The sequence below is a fragment of the Sphingomonas sp. 35-24ZXX genome, assembly GCF_000786215.1.
Taxonomy (GTDB): domain Bacteria; phylum Pseudomonadota; class Alphaproteobacteria; order Sphingomonadales; family Sphingomonadaceae; genus Blastomonas.
The window spans coordinates 123,379-144,765 of sequence record NZ_JROG01000001.1 but is presented as its reverse complement, the minus strand read 5'-3'; the positions used below and the strand labels follow the sequence as shown (position 1 = coordinate 144,765).

Below are 21,387 nucleotides of genomic sequence, written 5' to 3'. Positions count from 1 at the left end.
CCTAGGAGCGAAGTTATGTTCGAATTGAGCCAACTTCGCTGCTTCGTCGCCGCCGCCGAAGAACTCCACTTCGGCCGCGCGGCAAGGCGCCTCAACATGACGCAATCACCGCTAAGTCGTCAGATCCAGTTGCTTGAACGCATTTTGGATGTGACCTTGCTGGAGCGCACAAGCCGCAATGTGGCACTAACGCCCGCGGGCCGCGTGTTCCTGATCGAGGCGCGGCGGATTGTCCGGCTTGCCGAGAATGCAGCGCTTTCAGCACGCCGCGTAGCGAAGGGCGATACAGGCAAAGTATCCATCGGCTTCACGGCGGTATCGGGCTATTCGCTGGTACCCCGGATCGTTGCCGATGCCGGTGCAGCGTTGCCCAACATCGATCTTGAACTGCACGAAATGGTATCAAGCGAGCAGACCGAGGCATTGCTGACCGGCATGGTTGATCTGGCCTTCATGCGTCCGCCGATCGTTCGCAGCGAATTCGACACCACGCTGGTCCTGTCCGAACCGCTGATGGTTGCGCTGCCCACTGGAGATGACCGCGCGGCAAGGGACGAACTGACACTGGCCGATCTCGATGCGCGCCATTTGGTGATGTATTCGCGCAAAGGAGCGGGCTATTTCAACGACATGCTGATGCGCTATTTTGATGAGGCTGCGATCAGCCCGCAAGTGCTGCAGCATGTCACCCAAATCCACTCGATGTTAGGGCTCGTGCGTGCAGGTGTTGCCGCTGCCATCGTCCCGCAATCTGCCGCTGACCTTCACCCTGATGCAGTCGAATTCCGCAAGCTGGTGACCAAGCCCGAAAAGCCAGTGGAATTGTTCATGGCGTGGAAGCGGGAAAACGCAAATCCCGCGTTGGGGGCAGTGCGTCGTCTATGCTTGCAAACCGTGACGGAATAACCCGCCAATCGTGACTGGCCAATCCGATCCTGTAGCGGCCACGCGCCACGGCCGCATAAAGCGTACGCGAAGGCGGCGTTCTGGTGTTTCGCGGCGTGCGTTATGGTGCAGATACGCAGCCAGTCCGTTTTGCCCGCGCGGCATTGCCAAAAGCCTGGGCCGATGTGCGGCCGGCACAGAATTATGCGCTGGCCGCGCCGCAAACCCGAGCTAAAGAGCCGACCAGCGAAGACTGCCTGTTTCTGAACATCTGGACGCCCGCGCTGGATCAGGCGCGCAGGCCGGTTATGGTCTATCTGCACGGCGGTGCACATGCACACGGCAGGATCAGATCCGCTTTATGATGGCTGCAATCTGGTCTTGCGTGGAGATGTGGTGGTTTTAGCGCTCAACCACCGCCTTGCCGGATTTGGCTATGGCTATTTTGCCAACCTTGGCGGCCCTGCCGAATCCGGCAACGTCGGCAACCTCGACATCTGCTTGGCGCTGGAATGGGTGCGTGACAACATTTCCGGGTTTGGTGGCGATCCTGCCCGGGTGATGATCTTTGGTCAATCGGGCGGCGGGGCCAAAGTCGTGTCGTTGATGGCGATGGAGCAAGCGCAGCCCTTGTTCCATAGCGCTGCAACGATGAGCGGACAGCATGTGACCGCAATTGGGCCTATGAACGCGACCCGTCGCGCTGCCGCTTGGATGGCCGCAGCCGGTACGCATGATTTTGCGCACTTCCGCAAAATGCCAATGGAACGGCTGGTTGAAGCGATGGGCGGGCCGGACCCGATTGAAGGTAAAGGTGAAATCAGCTTTGCCTCAACCCTCGATCACCGTGCCCTGAAGCGCCATCCATTCTACCCTGATGCGCCCGCAGAAGCGGCAGCGATACCGCTGATTATCGGCAATACGCATGATGAAACAGGCTATTGGCTGGCGGCCACGCTGAAGGCTGGCGATACGACATGGGATAATCTTGTCCCACGAATCACTGGGCAGATCGTTAAAGACGTCGATCCGCAATGGTTGGTCGAGAATTACCGCAGGCTCTATCCCGCCCGCACGCCGGGGCAATTGCTGCTGGCGATGTCCACCGCAACGCGATCATGGCCGGGCCATCTGGTACAGGCCGAAATGCGCGCCCGCCAAGGGACAGAAGCCGCTCCCGGCCCGACCTGGATGTACCAACTTGATTTCCCTGCGCCCGAAGCGGGCGGCGTATTGGGCGCATTTCACACGCTCGACATCGGGCTGGTCTTCGCCAACACGCATTTGCCCTCTGCCCGCACCGGCACGACGGTTGAGGCGGCAGCTCTGGCAGAACAGATGGCCGATGCATTTATCAGGCTGGCACGCAACGGCGATCCCAATGGCGGAAAACTGCCACAATGGCCGCGCTATACGCTTGAACGGCGCGAGACGATGATCTTTGACCGAGCCATCCGCGTTGAGCGCGACCCGCGCGGGGAAGAGCGCAAACTGCTCGCGCCGATCCCGTACATCAAACCCGGCAGTTAGGCTCTAACGCTTCCACGGCATCGCGAGGCTGGGCCGGTTGGCATAGCGGGTCATGCCGATGGTGAGGTCTGCGCCGCAACCGGGTGCGAGCGTGACGGTGAAGTTCCGGCTAGCCACATCACGGCGGATGCCTGATTCCGTCACAAAATCGATTCTATGTTCGCCGAACGCGCCGCCTTGCACCACCACTTCGCCCACGCTTGTCCCAAGATTGACCAATGTAACGCGGGTTTCGCGGTCAGCCATGCCGTGGACCAGCGCTGCGACATCAGCGGGTATGCCAGCGCGCTTTGCCACCGGATCGAAGTAGCGCAAGCGACAATGCAACGGCACGCCGCCTTGCGGCGGGCTGGTGCGCGACCATGATGGACGAGCGATGTGAAGGCCGCCGGTCATCGTCTGGACCAGCGCCTTGGCCATGGCAGGGTTATAGTCAAGCGTCCAATCGGCAAGGCGCGTTTCGGCCGTGGAGGTATCGGCAAGGCTGGCGGCAACGCGCGCGTCCAGCTTCTTGCGATCCTCTGCCAATGCGGTTTCGGCGTAGCCTGCATTGCGGCCCTCAAGGAACGCAATCCATGGATCGTCGCCCGCCAGCGCGCGGTCTTGCGGATCTTGCGTGGCATACCAGATTTCGAACGCGCTGGTGCGATAGGGACCGGGCTTCCAGCCATACCAACCATCTGGCCCGTACATTGTGGGGGTGGAGGCCACGCCGTCGATACGGCGTTCGGCATCATTTATCCGTTGCGACTGACGCCGCCACAGGTGCATGTATTCCATATCGCCACTGAGCAGCAGGGCATTGTAGAATGCGGTGATCGAGCGGGGCACCCGGTTGCGGTGTTCGCGCTTTCCGGTTTGCGGAACGACGGGCGAGAAGTTCCAGCCATATGTGCCGCCCCACCAGTCTGGCGCAACTTTGCCGTTCAGCCCGACTTTACTGGGAATGATTCCGCCATTGGCGCGGGTGCGCTCAGCCCACGCCTCGAAGTAATCGAGCGACCATTGCCGAAACCGGTTACCCTGCTCCAAGGCATACGCATTGAGGCCTAGTGTGGTGGCCTGCAGGTTCAGCGGATTATCGCCGACAACATCGGTATATTCTTCATAGTGCGCTAGGAACTGGGCGTAATTGACTTCACCGTGTTCCAAGTGAAAACGACTGGCGTCAAACGGGTCGCCCGCCCAATCGAGCGCCGTCGCTTTGCGCAACATCGGCCCGCGACTGCCGTTTATCAGGCTGCGGATCACGCGATGGCGCGGATCGTAATTGCCGACTGCGCGATCGCGACCGGTATAAAGATCGGCAAAACGGCGCGTGCGCATGATCAGGCGGGGGTCATCGGGCGCACTCAGGCCCATCACGTTAAAGGTCGAAAGACCCTCGGCATTGTGCTGCCAATCCATCTGGACCGGAAAATCGCGGTGATACATCCCGTCCCGGGCAATCGCCACTTCGCGGGTTTTAGCGCGGCCATATTGGCGCAAATGGCCTTCCCAGAACCGCTGCGAGAGGTCGAGAAGCTTGTTCGATGCGCCAAGCGCGTGGAGCAGCACCCAATCGTTGGTGAATTCAGCCGCATCGTCAGGGCCATCGTTAGCACCCCAGCGGACAAAGCACTTCAAGGCATCGTCGGCATCGACATAGCGCTGATAATAGACCTCGCACGCTGCGGTATGCGCGGCAAGCAGATCCCGCTGCATGCGCGCCCAGCGCGGCGCGGCCATCGGCGTGTTAAGCGCGATGGGGTCGAGCGGCTTGCGCGCTTGTGCCCAGACGGATGAAGGCAGCGCGGTCAGTGATGCAAGCCCGGCAATCACGCTTCGGCGATCAGTCTTCACGCTGGCAGTTCCAATCGGCGGATCGGGCCGACTATGACGGTATAGGCGACGATGGTGATAAGGCAGTGAAAGGCCACGAAACCTAGCGCAAAATCGAACGACCCAGTTGTCGCCACGATATAGCCGACAACAATGGGTGTGATAATGCCGGCGGTGTTGCCGAACATGTTGAACACCCCGCCGGAAAGCCCGGCAAGCTGCCGCGGAGCGACATCCGCCATGATCGCCCAGCCTAGCGAGGCGACCCCCTTGCCAAAGAACGCAAGCGACATGAGAGCGATGACCATCCATTCCTGCTTGGCCCAGACGCAGCCGAGAATTGTCGTAGCAAGCAACATGCCCGAAACGAGCGGAACCTTGCGGGCACGGTCAATATCACCGGTGCGCGCAAGGATTTTGTCTGAAATCACTCCGCCCGCAAGCCCGCCGACAAAACCGCAAATGGCCGGAACTGCAGCGGCAAATCCTGCCTGAAGGATGCTGAGGCCGCGTTCACTGACCAGATAGATCGGAAACCAGGTGACGAAGAAATATGTCAGAACGTTGATGCAATATTGGCCGAGATAAATGCCAAGCATCATCCGGCTGGCCAGCAGTCGGCGGATATTAGCCCAGTCGAACACCTTGGTTGAACCAGACACGCCTTCGAGATTGATTTGTCCACCACCATCGCGGATCAATTCAATTTCCGCAGCGTTGATTGCCGGGTGCCGATCAGGTCCGTGAATGAACAATTGGAAGATCAGCGCGGCCAAAAGACCCAACACGCCCATCACCCAAAATACTGCACGCCAGCTGAATTCATGCACCAACCACCCCATGAGCGGAGCAAAGGCGACCAGCGAGAAATACTGCGCAGAGTTGAAAATGGCCGAAGCCGTGCCACGCTCACGCGCTGGAAACCAGGCTGAAACTAGCCTTGCATTACCCGGAAATGACGGCGCTTCAGCAAGGCCCACCAAAAAGCGCATAGCAAACAGCGTTGTGACCGCCGTGAGACCCGGCAGCCAGCCGACAAAACCCTGGACTGCTGTGCAAGCTGACCAGATGGCGATTGCAGCCACATAAACACTCTTTGTCCCGAAACGATCAAGCAGCGCCCCGCCGGGAATTTGTGCCAGAACATAGGCCCAAGCAAATGCGGACAGGATGTAACCCGTTTCGACCGCATCCAGCCCGAGTTCGGAGGATGCAGCACCACCGGCAATCGAGAACGTGGCACGATCAGCATAATTCAGTGTCGTGATCGCGAAAATCAGCACGATGATGCGGTAGCGGATGCGGGTTGGCCGAGCGGCTTGGTCCGTTGGCATCATCTTCTCCATTTTGCGTTGTGTGCAACCGTCGCGCCTCTGTGTGCGCCTCATCATTGCAGAGCTTGAGGCAGTGGTAGCCAAGTCGGCAAATGCGGTCCAAGTCCAATTGCGCAGCGTTTGAGCCAATCGTTAGCTAGATCCTCACGCAGACGCTCCAACCAACGATCCCCATCGCATCAGTGCACAACCCGCAATGATTCATGCTCGATTGAGGTTGGCGTAATGCCCCCTGCGTTGTTTATCGAAAACGAGCACCGGTGGATAACTTCCGGCAACGAACTGGCCCATACGCGGCCAGATATCAGGGGATGCGAAATGGGTATATCGAAGGCTAATGCCGTGAAGGCCGCACTCGCTTGCAGTTCAGCATTTGTAACAATGGCTGCTTTTCCGGCAGTGGCGCAAGACGCCGCCCCGCCGGAAGATTCAACAGTGGAGGACTCCGCACCAGGTACGCCCGAGGAAATCATCGTCACCGGGTTTCGCGAAAGCCTGTCCAGCGCGCTGTCGCTCAAGAAGAGCCAAACCGCTGCGATCGATTCGATTAAAGCCGAAGACATCGCAGAGTTTCCAGATTTGAACCTGGCGGAATCGTTGCAGCGCATTCCAGGCGTTGCTATTACCCGCGTCAACGGTGAAGGCCGGAACATCTCGGTGCGCGGCCTGGGGCCCGAATTCACCCGCGTGCGCATCAACGGAATGGAAGCCATCGGTACAACCGGCGGTACTGATGCGTCCGGCGGCGTCAACCGTGGCCGCGGCTTCGATTTCAACATATTCTCGTCGGACCTGTTCAACAACCTTGCCGTGCGCAAAACGGCTACAGCCGATGTCGAAGAAGGCTCGCTTGGCGCGACCGTTGATCTGACCATCACCCGTCCGTTCGATTTCCGCAAGCCTACCGCCTCCCTTTCTGCGCAGGCGAGCTACAACGACCTCTCGCGCAAGACGACCCCTCGCATCTCGGGCCTGGTTACCGCAACTAACGAGGCCGAGACGTTCGGCGTACTGTTATCGATTGCGTATGAGGAACGTCGCATAAGGGAAGAAGGCGCAAATATCACGCGCTGGACTTTTGGCGGATTCAACGGCGGGTTCAATGCTGCCTCGACCCTGCCGGGTCGGACCATTGCCCAGATCAATGACAATAACGCGACCGGAAACGGGCTTTTCCATCCGCGTATCCCGGGCCTCGTTTCCTACGACATCAACCAGAAGCGCCTCGGCGCAGCCTTGTCGGTGCAGATGCGCCCTACAGAATCCACGCTGATCTCGATTGACGGGCTCTATTCGCGCCTCGACGGGACGCGCTCGGAAGCACAGCTTCAGGCGATCAGCTTCTCACGTTCCGGAACAGGGAAGCCGCAGACCATCATCCGCGACGGCGTTGTCGACAGCAACAACAACATCGTTAGCGGCCGCTTTGACAATGTCGACCTCCGCACACAGGCGCGGTTCGACAAGCTTGTTACCGACTTTTACGAAGTCACAGGCAATTTGGAGCAGGAACTGAGTGAAAATCTCAAGTTCACCGGCCTCGTCGGTTACTCCAAGTCCGCGTTCAGCAATCCGCTGCAGACCACGGTCACGCTCGACGCGCTCAATACACCAAATTTCCAGTACGATTTCTCGACCCGCTTCCCGGCCATCATTCCAGGCGTCAACGTGAATTCGCCGACGACCTATTCCTTCATCAACGGAACATCCGAAGTGCGCATCCGTCCGCAGACCGTGGACAATTCGTTCGCTACGGCCAAAGGTGCGCTGGAATGGAAAGCCAACAACATCCTGACTTTCAAGGCCGGCGTGGACTGGCGCAAGTTTACCTACGGATCAACGGAACAACGCCGCCTGCTCGGCGAAACGCGCGTCAACACGCTGACACCCGCCCAGATCGCTGCCGGAACGCAATTGTTCGAAGGCTTCGGACGCGGCCTGAATCTGCCGCAGGGCACGCCCACTGGCTGGTTGATCCCGAATCTCGATGTTTTTGCCTCGTCATTCGGCATCTATAGCGACCCGGTTTACGCCATCGGCGGCATCGAAAATGCCACCGCGCGTGGCTCGTTCGTCACCGTGAGTGAGAAGGACCTTGGGGTCTGGGGCATGACCGAGTTCAATCTTGCCGATTCAGGTGTGCCGCTGCGCGGCGATCTGGGTGTCCGCTTCGTCAACACAAAGCAATTCTCCACCGGCTATGCCAGCCGAGGCGCGACAATCACCTTCGTTACAGCCGAACGCAGCTACGACCGCTGGCTTCCTTCTGCGAACATAGTATACGATGTGACGCCTGAATTGCTGGTTCGACTTGCTGCCGCCAAGACTTTGGCCCGCGCTGGCATTTCGTCGCTTTCGCCGGGCGGCAACCTCAACATTTCGGGCGGCAACCGTTCGTTCAGCTCGGGCAACCCTGATCTGGATCCGACCGAATCCACTAACTTTGATCTGGCCGTGGAATGGTATCCTGCGAGGGGTGCCATTTACTCGGTCGCCCTGTTCCAGAAGAACATCAGCACCTTCGCCCAGAATCTGGCTGTCAGCGTCCCTTTTTCTGCTCTTGGTCTGCCAGACTCAATCCTCACCGGCACCACCGCAACTTCGACGGATGATTTCATCGTCAACAGGCCAGTCAATTCAAGTGGCGGCAAGCTGCAGGGCTTTGAAATCAACGTCCAGCAACCATTCACCTTCCTGCCAGGATTACTCAAGAACTTCGGGGCGCTCGCAAACTACACCTATGTCCGGTCGGATATAGAATACATCACATCGGCAGCCGGGACATCGACAATTACTGCACCGCTGCTTGGTCTGTCCAAAAATGCAGCAAATTTTACCCTCTATTATGAGGACAGCAAATTCTCTGTGCGTGGATCGGTTGCTTACCGCTCGAGCTACCTGACCGCCGTTCCGGGAACGGAAGGCAATGCGTGGAACGGTACCAACAGCACGACGAACCTCGACGCCCAGATGTCCTATGCGTTCACAGAAAATCTCAAGGTAAGCCTTGAGGCGATAAATCTGCTCGACACGCCAAACGACCAGTTCGTGGACGAGACCAACCGCCTGAATGTGCTCACGCGCAGCGGCCGCCAGTTCAATGTCGGAGCGAAATTCACGTTCTGATCACGCGCTCCTCCCTTGCCCCGTCCGCGTGTTGCTGCCGTGGACAGGTCCCATCATCGGCCAGGCTTCGAAACTCTGATCCGATGATGGGACCGGGCACTTTTCCCGCAGACTGCCGATCCGCAGCCCTGCGGCTTTGCACTTCCAGACAGCTGGGAATTCCTGGTCATGACCACGCTCCGATCTATAAACCCTATAACCGGAGACGCCTTTTGCGCAGACTTTCCAGTTCACGAAGAAAGCGATGTGGAACGCGCTTGCATACTGGCCGAAGCTGCATTTGACACCTATCGCGCTGCCGACCATGAAGTGCGCGCGCGTCTCCTTGAGACAATTGCCGAACAAATTCTGGCAATCGGGGACCCGCTTATCGAAGCGGCGGTCAGAGAAAGCGGATTACCCCGCGCACGTATCGAGGGGGAGCGCGGACGAACAATAGGGCAGCTGCGGATGTTTGCCGAGGTGGTCCGGGCAGGAAACTGGCTGCAGGTGCGGATTGACCCTGCCCAGCCTGATCGCACGCCCCTGCCTCGCCCGGACATCCGCATGCGCATGATCCCGCTTGGCCCAGTCGCTGTATTCGGCGCATCCAATTTCCCCCTGGCGTTTTCCACTGCGGGCGGCGACACCGCTTCGGCGCTGGCGGCAGGTTGCCCTGTGGTGGTCAAAGGCCATCCCGCCCACCCTGTAACCGGCATGTTGGTAGCCTCAGCCATCTCTCGGGCTGTCGTTGAATGCGGGTTGCCGGAAGGTGTGTTTCAGCACCTGGTCGGCCCTTCGCACGAGCTGGGCGCAGCCCTGGTGCGCAATCCTCGCATATCTGCCGTGGGCTTCACCGGATCCCGCGCAGGTGGACTGGCTCTGCTGACGATTGCCCAAGCGCGGCCTGTGCCGATCCCGTTCTATGCCGAAATGTCCAGCATCAACCCTGTGCTCATCCTGCCAGCAGCGTTGAAGGCACGTGGGGCGGAACTCGGCGCTCAATTCATAAGCTCGCTGACGATGGGCGCGGGTCAGTTCTGCACAAACCCGGGACTGATCATTGCCATAGCAGGTGACGGCCTAGATGCGTTTACGCAAGCGGCCATCGAAGCAGTACAGGCAGCACCTGCACAAGTTATGCTCACTGGCGCCATACGCGACACCTATGTAGCGCATACCGGAGCACTGGCCTCCCACGACGCTTTGGTAACACTGGCTTGCAGCGTAGACAGTGGCGATGCCCTCCGCGCCGGTAGCTACCTGTTCCGAACGACTGCAGCGCAATTTCTGGTGGAACCGGGATTGGGTCACGAAGTTTTCGGTGCATCGTCGATGCTGATTGTTTGCGATGATGTGGGTGAGCAAATGGCGGTCCTGAATGCTCTTGAAGGTCAGCTGACCGCCACCTTGCACATGGAAGCAGGCGATCATGAAATGGCGCAAAGCCTGATTCCGTTGCTTGAGCGCAAAGCCGGACGTATCCTCGTGAACGGTTGGCCCACCGGCGTGGAAGTCTGCCACGCGATGGTCCACGGAGGTCCGTTTCCGGCGACTTCAGATTCGCGCACCACTTCGGTGGGCAGCCTTGCGATTGACCGGTTCCTGCGCCCGGTCAGCTATCAAAACTTCACCGCCAGTTTGCTGCCCAAAGAACTACGCGGCAGTTAAGCAGGCTTGAGTTTACCGGATAAGTATCGTGAGCGCCGTTCAGTTCTGATCGAGGGACTATCGTTCGGGCAAATCAGGTGTAAAACCATCTGACGCTCAATCTTCATATCCCTGCGCAGGCCCGCTCTTTGACTTTTTGCGTTGTAGACCGGCATTTGGGTCTGCCTCGTTTATAGGAGCTATCCGCGGCCCGCCTGCGACCGGCGGGTGTCGCCGCCTTGGTAATCGCCTAGCCGGATGAACTCGAAATCAACGAGTTCATTTTCCGGCCGCCCGCGCAAGAACTCTAGCGCCTAGCGATCTCACCTCAAGGTCCGCTCGGGCCTGCTGACCAGCGCAAACCAAATGGGGTCCGGCGGCCCAGTCGCTGTCGTGAAGCGCAACCTGTCATGCGATCCGAGAACGTCCGCTACTGGCGAAGCCTGACGGTCAAAACGTTCATGAGGAGCGGCAGCTACGTCCCACGATGCGGCATTCAGCTTCCGGCAGCACACGACCCAGACTCAGTCATTCCCGATCATCTACGAAAACGTCTGCTTCCACCGAAAGCCGCCGTGCGGCTTTCGGGGTCGAGCCCCTTCCCCGCTGATGACTGCAGCTGGATGGAATTCCGAATTTCTCCCATGCGTGATGCGTAGCGGGCAGCACTGCTCTTCGATTGCAGCGCGGATTGGGTTCATCACCCGACCGCGACGCCTGCCTTGTGAACGAGCATGCAGCCTGACGCCCCCGGGGCTGCGCGACAGCTCTCAGATCTGGCCGAGGATGACCGGGTCGGTGATCTTGTCGTCCGCCGCCAGCAGCACCGCCTTGGAGATGATGATCGACAGCGTCCGATCACCTTCGAAGGGCAGCCACACCCTGTCGGCCGTCGCGGTGTTCTTCGGAACGATGCAGATGTGCCGTCCATTTCGTGATGCTGCGCCGGAGCCGAGGTGAATTTCGTAGGTGTGCCGGGTGCCCTTGACGACGAGCGCCTTGTCGTTGAACGACAGCTTGTCGGCAATCGCCAGTCGCGGAACGATCCGCGCGAGCATCGCATGGCGACGCTTGCCGGATTCGACCAGATCGCCGGTGTTGACGTTGCGCCAATAGGTGTCGGTCGCCTGGCCCCACTGGCTCGGGTGCTGCGCCTCCTGCCCGCGATCGAGCCAGGTCGGATCAGCGGCGATCGAGGCGACCGCCGTGAACAGGTCGCAGGAGCGCATCACTTCCGAAAACACCACGGGAGGGATTCCCGCAAGCGGCAGCGGATCGCCGGTGCTGGGCCCGCGAGCGCTGTCGGCCGCGCCGGGGACGGCGCGGAAGAAGGTCACGCGATCGGTGTTGACATAGGCATAGGCGCCGCTGTCGGTGGTTTCGGGATCGTCCCCGCCTGCGCCTTCGACCCAGTATTTGGCAACCAGACCGTGTTCGGGAAGGTGGAGGTGCCAAGGCTGGTCGTTGGCGGTGTCGAACCACACCCGCCCGGTCACAGTCCACCCGTTGAGGCGAGCAAGGTTCATCGCCTGCTGCTGCTTGAGGATGTGCGCCGCCCAGCGATTGGAATAGGTCGCAGTCGCACGCTCGGCATCGGTGAGGGCATAGACCTCGCGCCAGGCCTGCACGAAAGGCTGGGTGACGCGCAGTTCTTCCAGCCGCAGGCGCCACGCCTCGACCTCTTCGACCGGGCTCATCATCGGGTGCCACAGGCGGATCGTCGCGCCATCAAGCGCGACGGCCTTGCCGCTGCAGTCGAGCAGGCCCTCGCCTGCGGCATCGGGCAGACCCGTCACCGGGGCATGGCCCTCGTGCGCGATCTGCCATAACAGCCGCCGCGCAAAGCCGCGCATCAGGGGTTGTTCCAGATAGCGTTCGCGCCACACAGCGGCGGGCCAGCAGCGATCCTGAACGTAAAGCCGCTGCAACCGCTGGGGCTGGATCGACAGGTCGGCCTGGAGTTCCTTCAGATCAGCCTGAAGCTCTTTCATCAGCGCCTTTTCGGCCTTCATCGCTGTGGTCGCGGACTTGACCGGCTTTCCCTGCGAATTGGCCCATTCGATCCGTGCGGTGCTGCCCTCGGCGATCAGCGTCGCGCTGCCGTTTTCAAAGGCGACCACGCGGCGACTTTCTGTATCGAGGTCATGGGTCGGCACGGTCACTTCGTCGAGATCCGCGCGCGAGACGCCCGCAGCCGTCGCGGCGGCGTTGAGCTGTTCGTCGACCTTCTTGCGGATCTTGGGATACTTGGTCCGCGCCAAGATCCGCGCCAGATAGGGCACACCCGCCCCATCGGGCAGCGCGGCGAGCGCCCAGACGCAGGCATTGCCGAGCTTCTCGTTGCGGATGCCGATGCCCGGCTCGGTCACGTAGCACTTCTTGAGCGCGTACTGCACAAGCAGAGGGCCAACCTCATCGGCGGGCAGGAAGGCCGCGAAATAGATCAGCGTGCGCAGGTAATGCTCGGGGCCGATCCCGTTGTTGCGGTTCGATCCCGGCGCGTTCGTCGCGCTGAGGCCGTGCAGTTGCCGGACCCACACCGACTGGGGAACCTTGGCGACGAAGGCCCGCGCCGCCGTCAGCCACTTGGCGGTGGGCACGGTCTTGCGCATGATCTCGTCGGCGAGCGCGGCAAGCTCCTTGCCGAGGTCGGGATAGGCAGCGATCATCGGGCGAAGAGTCTCGCGCTGCTCGTGGGCGCGCATCGCGGCATCGAAATAGCAATGTGCCCACATGACGAAATCGGTTGGCGGATTGCCATAGGCGATGCGCACCGGCACGCCCGCCTCCTGCATCGCGGCGAAGATTCGCGGGCCGATCGCGGCATTGGCCTCGCCCGCGGCCTGCGCCTCGGCGACCATCTGGCCAAACTCGGCGACCTGGCGAATGTAGCTGTCATGCGGTTCGGCATAGAGCCGCGGGTCGAACAGGTCAGCGCAATAGCGCGCGAAGGCCTCTTCATCGCGGTGCGATCCGATCAGGAAGACCGGCAGTTCGCGCGGGGGCGTGCCAGTTCCAGTGCCGGTGCCGGCGCCATCTGCCCGAGCCTCCAGCCCCTCGCGCACGGCCTTCTCGATTTCGCCGCGCCATTCGCTGTAGTAGTATACCTTGCTGAGCTCGGCCAGCGCCGTCGCAGTTGCGCCTCGGGGGTGTGCGCGAACCGTAGAGAGCATTTCCTTGAGGATTAGTCGGCTAGTCTCGCGCCGGTATCCGGGCTTCTCGACCTGCAGCAGCGTGACCAACCGGGCATGGGTCCGGTCCGGATCGGCAAGCACATGCCCGCGCTTGGCCAGTTCGAAGGCGAGGTAGTCAAGCGGCGGCCGGACCCGGCCGTGGGGGTTGAACTCCTGCGCCCAGTGCTCGCCCCGCTGCACGAAGCGGGCGTGATCGTCATAGGTTTTGCCGTTGAGGATGCGATCGAGCAGGAAAGTCAGCGCAGCACCGCGCAATTCCTTGCTCCCGCCGAGCAGGGCGTCGAATTCAGCGGTCTGGCCCTTTAGCTTGTCACCGATCTTGACCTGGCCGTCGAAGATCTGGCGCAGCACATCCCCCAGCGGCGCGCCGGCTGCCGCGCAGAATTGCAGGCGCTGCACCTTGATCACCTCACCGTCCGCGTCGGCCTGGCGCAGGAACGGGATATCGGCACGCGCAAAGCCCGCCGCCTCGCGCCAGCCTTTTGCGGCGGCCACGATCCGCAGGGTCTGGCAGGGTTCGGCCGAAACCACGTCCTGGATCAATTCGCGCACGTTTTCGCGCAAGGCCGCATCGCCGGTCGCCAAGGCACGCTCGACGATGGCGGTGAGGAAATCGAGGCAGCCAAAGCTGTCGATTGACTTGCTGCGCGCAAACCAGCGATGGACCGCCATGACGTGGCTGTAGGCATCCTTGCTCAGCGCCCATTGGCGATCGGCACCAGCCAGCCTGGAAACCATGTGAGACATGACCGGCCCGAACAGGTAGGCATGACTGGCGCGTTGGTCGAATTCGTTCAGGCGGAAGGTGACGAGGCCGGTGTGCAGTTCGGCCAGCACCTCGGCCGGGTGGCGGGTGCCGATGAGCATATCGAGCACAGTGGGATATTCGTCATACCGGAACAGGCCCGGTTCCCGGCGCGTGCGCAGATAATCGAGCAATTGCCGCGCGGCCGGTGCGAGCGGGATCGCCGGGGCTCGCGCCGTTGCGGTGTGCACGGACTCCTCCACGCTGCGGGCGAAGCGGCCCAGCATGTCGACGAATTCGCGGGGGGCGGCTGCGGCGGCGTCCGGCTGGGCCTTCCCGAAGATCTTGCCGAAGAAGTTCACATCAGCCTCCCTGAAGCGGGGTAAGGAGCAGGAAGGTCGCCGCGCCGGTGCGGTCGACCTCGATCACTTGATCAAGGCTTTCGGCCTGCCGATCGTCGAGCAGGACGAAGATGCGTTGATCGAGGAAGGCCTGTTCGGCCGCAGCGCACATGCGTTCGCGGCGGCGTTCGGGAACCGCGCAGTCCCCGCCGACGAAGAAGCCGCGCACCCCTCCCTCGGTCCCGCGATTAAGCCGCGCCTCGTGCGATTCCGGTGCCGCGCGGCCCCCGGCATGCAAATCCTCGGCCGGCTTGATCCGGTCATGCCATTCAAGCTCGACGCGCGCATGCAGCAACTCGCGCACCGTCATGGTCAGCTTGCCTGCTGGCGCGTGACCCACCTGCCGCACATCCTGTCCTGCAATTTCGTCGATTAACAGCATAAAGAACGACCCCATTGGCTTGCACCACAGTCTCGCTGGAAATCCTTGAAAAATCGTAGATGAAGCAAGGGCGCCGCCCGCGATTCAGGAGGCCCTGTGCCCCATCCTATTTGCAGCCTTAGCGATCCGGTCGTTGAGACATGGTCACGTTCAAATAGTAGCGAAGGCACGCGCAACCGCGTTGGCTTACAGCTGTTCCTTCGGCGTTCGCTTGATAGTTCAGTCCCGTTAAACGATGACCACAACGGCGTCGCTTTCAGAATTGCGGCCACTGGCAGGATCCCGGCCGAAGCTGAGTGACCGATCCTAGCGAACCCGGTCAGTCAGCATGCCGCATATGAACGGCAGAAAAGTTGTCTAATTGATTCTGGCATTGCTCTTCCTTTTTCCCGTTCGCCAATGGTTGTCTTCGAGGTCATCGGACAGCTGAAGCAGCGCTTTGTCCGAGCCTTCATGATCGCGGTCGAGCGGAATAGGTGGACGTCTCTGTGTCCCAAACGAGGTTTGACCCTCTACTTTTCTGACGAGATCGTCCTGGGCATGGCTGATCGGGAAGAGAAACGCCGGGCTCAGGCCCAGCGGAACTCGGTCTCGTTCAATCAAAGCGAATGGAGTAATGCAGCGAGCTTTCGTGCGACGGCCGTTCTGGCACGCTTGGCGCCTTTAGCTTCGGCCATTCTCCGGCCCCAAGCCTGGAGCGCGAATGGCCGTTTTACTTGGCACAACGCGGAGTTGGCGGCTTCATAAAGCGCTTTTCGCAACATGGGGTCGCCAGCCTTGGAGATGTGGCCATTCGTATCGCGTTCTCCTGATTGACTGCGTCGGGGCACGAGCCCTGCATACGCGCCAACATCGTCGCTTCGGGCAAAACGGTGCGGATCTTCGATCGTCGAGGTAAAAGTGAGCGCGGTAACCGGTCCGACGCCAGGGAGCGCTCATCAGCCGGTTGCAAACCTCATCTGCCTTTGCTCGGTCATTGAGTAGCCGATTGGATGCACGCAGCTGTTCCTCAATGGCCTCCATGGACGCAATAAGTGGTGCAAACAGAGGCTTCAAATCGGGGCATTGTGCATAGAATGCAGTCAGGCGTTCGGCACGCCGGCCCGAAGTCCTGGCGGTACCCATACGCAGACCAAACAGTTTTAACAGCCCACGCAGCTGGTTGGCCAGCGCTGTCCGCGATGTGATCAGCTGCGACCGGATGCGCAGAGCTGCCCTATCGATGTGCGTGGCTGATGCCTTCATGTGGACGCGTTTGTACCAGCCAGTCCGTGCCAGTTGCGCGAGCCCTTCTGCATCGTGGACATCGCTCTTGTTTACCCGCGCGGAAAGGACACCCTTGGCATGCCGCGCACAGATGCACTCGACCGTGGCACCGCGTTCGACCAATCCGTGGTATAGGAACGTCGATAGCGTACCCGTCTCGAGGACCACGCGAACGAGATCAGGGCAATGCTTGTTGAGCCATTTGGCCAGCGCATCAGGATCACTGGCGACAACATCTCGCCGCAACACCTTACCGTCGGCATCGACCACGCAGATATGCGTCGTCTTGTCACTCACGTCTAATCCTGCATAAATCGTCATCGGTCACCCTCCTGCATTGAAGCGCCAAGGCGACTTCGTACCATGCACGAGGGTGGCTAAATCAATTACGCGGTGTCCCACGAAACGGCATTCGGCTTCCGGCAGCACTCGACCCGATTCTGTTGAAAAACTCGTCCTTGCAATGGCGCTGGAGTATTGATCCTATGTCTTCGCGAGCAAGCGGAGACGGCCGGTGATGGGCGAAGGGACGGTGGCGCAGAAAGCGCTGTTTTACAGCTTCAACCTGGAGCGGCATGTTCCACAAGATCACGGGCCACTTTTTCACCTGAGGAAGCGAAAAGCGAACGACTGTTCACGCGTTTGCGGCTGTCTCGACGGCGAAGGATGCCGCAAATGGACCTGACGCCACACCAGCGGACATTGGTCGTCGCAGGCGCACTGCTGTTCTTGCTTGGCCTACTACAAGGAGCCTTCGTGCAGAGCTTTCTGAATCCGCGTATGGCGCTCTCGGCCCACCTCACGGCTGTTCAAAGCGGTATGGCAATGATGATTGCGGGGGCCTTATGGACGTCAGCCGATCTCCGTCCGACCTTTTCCAACATCGCGCGGTGGGCAATTGTAATCGGCATGTTTGGCCTTTGGGCAGGTCTGACCGCATCAGCAATGACTGGCGCGAGCAACAATCTGCCCATTGCTGGCGCTGGACATAGCGCCGCTCAACCAACGGAGAACGTGGTTTCGATTGCCGTACTCGGAGGCAGCGTCTTGATGACGATCGGGTGGTCGATATTCGTATTGGGGTTGGTTCGCGAGAGGCGTTGAATATCAACCGCTTTCAAGCCTGCTCAACGAACGGATGAATGCCCGCAATGGCGTCGCTTGCAGAATTTCGGCTTTTGAGAAATGAACCCGCAATAGCCGCCATTCACGCCCTGAGTTGGGCAGAGGCGGTAGGCGACCCAAGGCCGGTCATCACGATAAGCGGAATGAACGTCTGGTCCCGCCGGAAGCTACCATGCGGCTTTCAGGATTGAGCCCCGATCATGCTTCCGGGATTGGGTAGCGGAAACCACAATTGTTGTGGCGGGCTTGCTGAAATGGCGCTGGCACAACCGTCGCGTCCAAGGGCGAGAAAGCGTATCGCCGCGGGATCTTGCCCGATCAACGCCGGGAATTGATAAACGCATAGGCGGCTAATGTGGCCCCACGTGAGATGACTAGAAACACGCGGGGCCTTCACAGCGGCAAACCTACGGAGAATGCCACCATGAATGCGCTACGCCTTAAAGGACCTCCACCGACTAGGGAAGCCGCCACTAGGATTGCGGAGGCATCCGACCCAAAGTCGGACGATACTCCGTTCCCGATGAACCTCCGGTAATGATTGAAGCTGCCGTTCGCGCCGGTCGAAGCGGTCCATCAGCAACGCGGCTACGGTCGGTCGTTCGCGGCCAACCGTTGTGTTCCCCAAAACCGATCATCCATGCTCGCCAGGGTGGGGATCAGGCAGCTGGGGCGCCATCCTAATCCCCGGCATCGTCCTCGTCGGGAACGTAAGTGAGGCCGAGTTCGGAGAACAGCGCCTCCATTTGCTTTCTCGACGGGGGCACTCACCTCGAAGCCGACGGCCACAACCTCGCGGTTGCATATGAAGAGCGCGATCCGCTCGTGTTGAAAGTCGGCGATCTTTCGAGGATCGCTAAACTCCGCAAGTTCTGAACAAGCCATCGGAAAAGCGCTCGAACACGATTTCCACGTTGAACCCCCTAAATTCACGGGGTGAGGAGCGCTGAAGCGGTTTCGCGCGGACAAGCCTCCAAGTATTGTTGCGGGGGACGTGTCTGCTGTTGAGACGGTTGCCCGAAAGCTACCAGTCCGCAAACGACCAAATCTCTGTCATCCGACTGTCATGGTCTGGCAAATCCAGAGTGACCGCTGTTGGCCGGACCTGCCGGTCGCCAAGTCGCGAGTGAACGGCAGAAAGTAGCCATACGGCGAGGACCGCAGGGAGGCTAGCGTTTGGCGATTTCCTGATCGGCTATGAGCGTTTCCAGGTTCTCGATGCCTTGCGTGGTGAAGGCCATGATGCCGTCTTCGTTTTCCAGGCTGTACACCCAGATTAGGCCGTCTTCGGGATCCATGCCGAGCGCAAGGTCCGCGATTTCGTCTTCGGTTTTGTCGAGGTCCCGAGCGACGAGGCCGATGGTTTGGACAGAATGGACCTTGTTGACGTGGGCCATCAGGCTGCCAGAGCAAGCCGAGTGCTCCGCCAGTTCCATGGCAGGAGCTCGTCGAGGCGGCTGACTGGATGGTCGGCGATACGGGCCAGGATGTCGGCGAGCCAGGCCTGGGGGTCGACGTCGTTGAGCCGACAGGTCTGGATCAGCGAGTAGGCGACCGCAGCGCGTTGCCCGCCTCGATCTGAACCACAGAACAGCCACGACTTGCGTCCGAGTGGCACGCAGCGCAGGGCTCGTTCAGCAGCGTTGTTCGACAGACAAACCCTGCCGTCGGCGAGGAACCGGGTAAATGCCGCCCAGCGCCGCAGCATGTAGTTGATGGCCTTGGCCAGATCATGGTTGCGCGAAATCCGGCCAAGCTGGAGGTTCAGCCAGTCATGGAGCTCTGCCATCAGCGGGGCGCTGAGTTCCTGGCGAAGAGCGTGGCGCTCGGTCGGGCTTCGGCCATTGATATCGCGCTCAATCGCGAACAACGCGTCGAGTTTTTGCACGGCCTCGAGTGCGATCGGATAGACCACGCCGACCTTCTCGCCGCGGCTCTTCTTGCGCGCTGCACCTTCAACGTCGGCAAGCTCGAAGAACTTTCTCCTCGCATGGGCAAAGCAGCCCGCCTCGAGGATCGGACCGGAATCGCGGTTCGGAGCATAGAGCTCGTTGTAGCCAGCATAGGCGTCGGCCTGCAGAATGCCGGACCATTGCGCAAGGTGACGCTTGGGATGATCGCCGCGCCGGTCGCGCGAATAATGGAAGATCACAGATGGTGGATCGTTCCCCCCGAAGGGGCGATCATCGCGGACATAGTTCCATAATCGGCCGGTGATGGTCTTGCCTTTGGCCCTGACCGGCACGGTCGTATCATCGCCGTGGAGCCGCTCAGCAGCAAAGGTGTGCCCCTCGATCAGGCGAAAGATCGGCATCAGCACCGCGCAGATCGCACCAATCTGGTCGGCCAGGGTCGAAACGCTGAGTGGCACACCTTCGTTGGCGAAGCGCTCGGCCTGACGATGCAATGGCTGATGCTGACCATATTTGTCGAACAGCAGCATGCCGAGGAATCCGGGGCCGAACATCCCGCGTGGCGTAACGTGGAACGGTGCCGGTGGCTGCGTGATCTTCTCGCAGTCTCGGCAGGCGAACTTCTCGCGCACCGTTTGAATGACTTTCCACTGGCGCGGGATCACCTCGAGCGTCTCAGTCACATCCTCGCCGAGCTTCGACAGGCGGCTGCCACCGCAGGCTGGGCAGGCACACGGCACGGGAATGACGACACGCTCACGCGGCAGATAATCGGGCAGCGACTTCTTCGTCGGCTTACGCCGCTCGAAGGCTGCAATGGTTGCAGTCTTCGCCGCCGCCGCTTCGGCTGCAGGCTCGTCCTCGGCGGCATCGGCTTCGAGGTCTTCGAGTTCCAGTTCACCTTGGGCGAGCAGCCGCTCGGTCCGTTCGGCGCTGGGGCCATACTGCTCGCGTCGCAGCTTGGCGTTTTGCAGCTTGAGATGGGCAATCATCGCCGCCGTGGCGTTCTCTCTGGCCCGGGCATTGGCCTCAATCTGATCAATCTTCTGCAATGCTGAAGCCAGCATCACCTTGAGCGCTTCAACATCGTCCGGAAAGGGTGGAACGGCGGCTTCCATGGAGTGAGTGAATCACTGCCGGCCCAGCAGATCAAGCCGAAAATGCGGGACTTTGCACCCTATCCGGCGCTCTGCGGCCGCCAGGTATATTGCGGGTTACGCCAGTCGATCCCCTCAAGCAGGCAGGCCAACTGCGCGGTGGTCAAGCTTACCACACCGTCCTTCGCGGAAGGCCAGACGAAACGCCCCTTCTCGAGTCGCTTGGCGTAAAGTGACATGCCGATGCCATCGTGCCAGATAATCTTCACCAATGATCCGGAGCGGCCGCGGAAGACCCAAAGATCACCGGCGAACGGATCCTTGAAGAAGTGCTGTTGCACCTGGGCGGCCAGACTTTGCATCCCGCGCCGCATATCGGTGTGCCCCATTGCGATCCAAACCCGCGCGCCCGATGGGATCATCGCACCGCCCTCAGCGCCGCGGCCGCGAGCGCTGGCGGTGCCGACGCCGAAATCCGAAGCCGTCCTCCGTCCGCCAGTTCCAGCACGATCGCCGCTTCTGGCTCCGCAGCCGGCCCGCACGGTAGCTCCAATGACGCCGCATCCTCGATCACTGCCGGTGCAAAAGCAGACTGTGCTCGCCTCATCGCCTCACGGCGCCAAATGTAGATCAGCCCCCGCGATATGTCATACCGCCGAGCGACCCGGGCAACGATAGCGCCCGGCGCAAAGGCCTCCCGAAGGATCTCCAAGCGTTCTTCATCCGACCAGTCACGGCGCCGGCGGACGTCCGAGACCACCGCTACCCGCGCCATGCTGCCCTACGTGCGTCCATATGTACGTCCATAAAGACGTCCTGAGCACACAGGCTCAAATCAGCAAGCGGCTCTCACCGGACAGATACGGCAGAAACGTCCCCCGATGCGGCGTTCCGCTACCGGCAGAAGACGACCCAGAATCGGTCGTTGCCACGATCTGG

General features: G+C 60.5%; 15 protein-coding genes and 1 pseudogene. 6 read left to right on the top strand and 10 right to left on the bottom strand.

From position 1 onward, the window contains the following. Positions 1-15: 15 nt before the first annotated feature. The 3 genes from LI72_RS00650 to LI72_RS18685 all read left to right on the top strand — a co-directional run bounded on the left by LI72_RS00650 (position 16) and on the right by LI72_RS18685 (position 2,415). The gene (locus tag LI72_RS00650) at positions 16-906 is read left to right on the top strand and encodes a LysR family transcriptional regulator (protein ID WP_033923964.1); all 891 of its coding nucleotides are present in this window, start codon (positions 16-18) and stop codon (positions 904-906) included. An 83-nt stretch (positions 907-989) separates the two neighbouring features. Beyond that, on the top strand, positions 990-1,250 hold the full coding sequence (locus LI72_RS20235) for a carboxylesterase family protein (protein ID WP_197051750.1): 261 nt from the start codon (positions 990-992) through the stop codon (positions 1,248-1,250). Then, a complete protein-coding gene (locus LI72_RS18685) occupies positions 1,219-2,415 on the top strand; it encodes a carboxylesterase family protein (RefSeq protein ID WP_197051749.1) in 1,197 nt (398 codons plus the stop codon). Before LI72_RS20235 ends, LI72_RS18685 begins: the two co-directional genes overlap by 32 nt. Positions 2,416-2,418: 3 nt before the next feature. Here the strand turns inward: LI72_RS18685 and LI72_RS00640 are convergent, their stop codons facing one another. Next, positions 2,419-4,257: a hypothetical protein gene (locus LI72_RS00640; RefSeq protein WP_033923963.1), complete on the bottom strand. Its 1,839-nt coding sequence runs from the start codon at positions 4,255-4,257 to the stop codon at positions 2,419-2,421. Next, positions 4,254-5,582, bottom strand: a complete 1,329-nt coding sequence (locus tag LI72_RS00635) for an MFS transporter (RefSeq protein WP_033923962.1) — start codon at positions 5,580-5,582, stop codon at positions 4,254-4,256. The genes LI72_RS00640 and LI72_RS00635 overlap by 4 nt, the downstream gene beginning before the upstream one ends. A 306-nt stretch (positions 5,583-5,888) precedes the next feature. Here LI72_RS00635 and LI72_RS00630 point away from each other — a divergent pair, with 306 nt between their 5' ends. Continuing rightward, entirely contained in the window at positions 5,889-8,696 is a 2,808-nt protein-coding gene (locus LI72_RS00630; protein ID WP_033923961.1) for a TonB-dependent receptor, read from the top strand. 168 nt (positions 8,697-8,864) lie between these two features. After that, entirely contained in the window at positions 8,865-10,346 is a 1,482-nt protein-coding gene (locus LI72_RS00625; protein ID WP_052129361.1) for an aldehyde dehydrogenase (NADP(+)), read from the top strand. A gap of 749 nt (positions 10,347-11,095) precedes the next feature. Here the strand turns inward: LI72_RS00625 and LI72_RS18805 are convergent. The 4 genes and pseudogenes from LI72_RS18805 to LI72_RS20695 form a co-directional block, all read right to left on the bottom strand. Beyond that, positions 11,096-14,626 carry a DUF4132 domain-containing protein gene (locus LI72_RS18805; protein ID WP_052129360.1) on the bottom strand — a complete coding sequence of 1,177 codons (3,531 nt, stop codon included), beginning with the start codon at positions 14,624-14,626 and terminating at the stop codon, positions 11,096-11,098. A 1-nt stretch (position 14,627) separates the two neighbouring features. After that, positions 14,628-15,047 carry a hypothetical protein gene (locus LI72_RS00615; protein WP_156139421.1) on the bottom strand — a complete coding sequence of 140 codons (420 nt, stop codon included), beginning with the start codon at positions 15,045-15,047 and terminating at the stop codon, positions 14,628-14,630. Between the two features lie 599 nt (positions 15,048-15,646). Beyond that, positions 15,647-15,934, bottom strand: a complete 288-nt coding sequence (locus tag LI72_RS20700; RefSeq protein ID WP_081984495.1) for a transposase — start codon at positions 15,932-15,934, stop codon at positions 15,647-15,649. 262 nt (positions 15,935-16,196) lie between these two features. Beyond that, positions 16,197-16,634 (bottom strand): annotated as a pseudogene (locus tag LI72_RS20695) (IS110 family transposase); the annotation flags it as partial. Between the two features lie 354 nt (positions 16,635-16,988). Here LI72_RS20695 and LI72_RS00605 point away from each other — a divergent pair. Further along, positions 16,989-17,417: a hypothetical protein gene (locus LI72_RS00605; RefSeq protein ID WP_033924279.1), complete on the top strand. Its 429-nt coding sequence runs from the start codon at positions 16,989-16,991 to the stop codon at positions 17,415-17,417. A gap of 1,190 nt (positions 17,418-18,607) precedes the next feature. Here LI72_RS00605 and LI72_RS00600 read toward each other — a convergent pair. Genes LI72_RS00600 through tnpA form a run of 4 tightly spaced genes read right to left on the bottom strand, consistent with a single transcriptional unit; the run spans position 18,608 to position 21,223 of the window. After that, a complete protein-coding gene (locus LI72_RS00600; RefSeq protein ID WP_033923959.1) occupies positions 18,608-18,835 on the bottom strand; it encodes a hypothetical protein in 228 nt (75 codons plus the stop codon). Further along, positions 18,835-20,469: an IS66 family transposase gene (tnpC, locus tag LI72_RS00595; protein WP_033923958.1), complete on the bottom strand. Its 1,635-nt coding sequence runs from the start codon at positions 20,467-20,469 to the stop codon at positions 18,835-18,837. The genes LI72_RS00600 and tnpC overlap by 1 nt, the downstream gene beginning before the upstream one ends. A gap of 59 nt (positions 20,470-20,528) precedes the next feature. Continuing rightward, positions 20,529-20,870 (bottom strand): IS66 family insertion sequence element accessory protein TnpB, encoded by a 342-nt coding sequence (gene tnpB / locus LI72_RS00590; protein ID WP_033923957.1) that lies wholly within the window; start codon positions 20,868-20,870, stop codon positions 20,529-20,531. After that, a complete protein-coding gene (tnpA, locus tag LI72_RS00585; RefSeq protein WP_033923956.1) occupies positions 20,867-21,223 on the bottom strand; it encodes an IS66-like element accessory protein TnpA in 357 nt (118 codons plus the stop codon). The genes tnpB and tnpA overlap by 4 nt, the downstream gene beginning before the upstream one ends. Positions 21,224-21,387 lie beyond the last annotated feature (164 nt).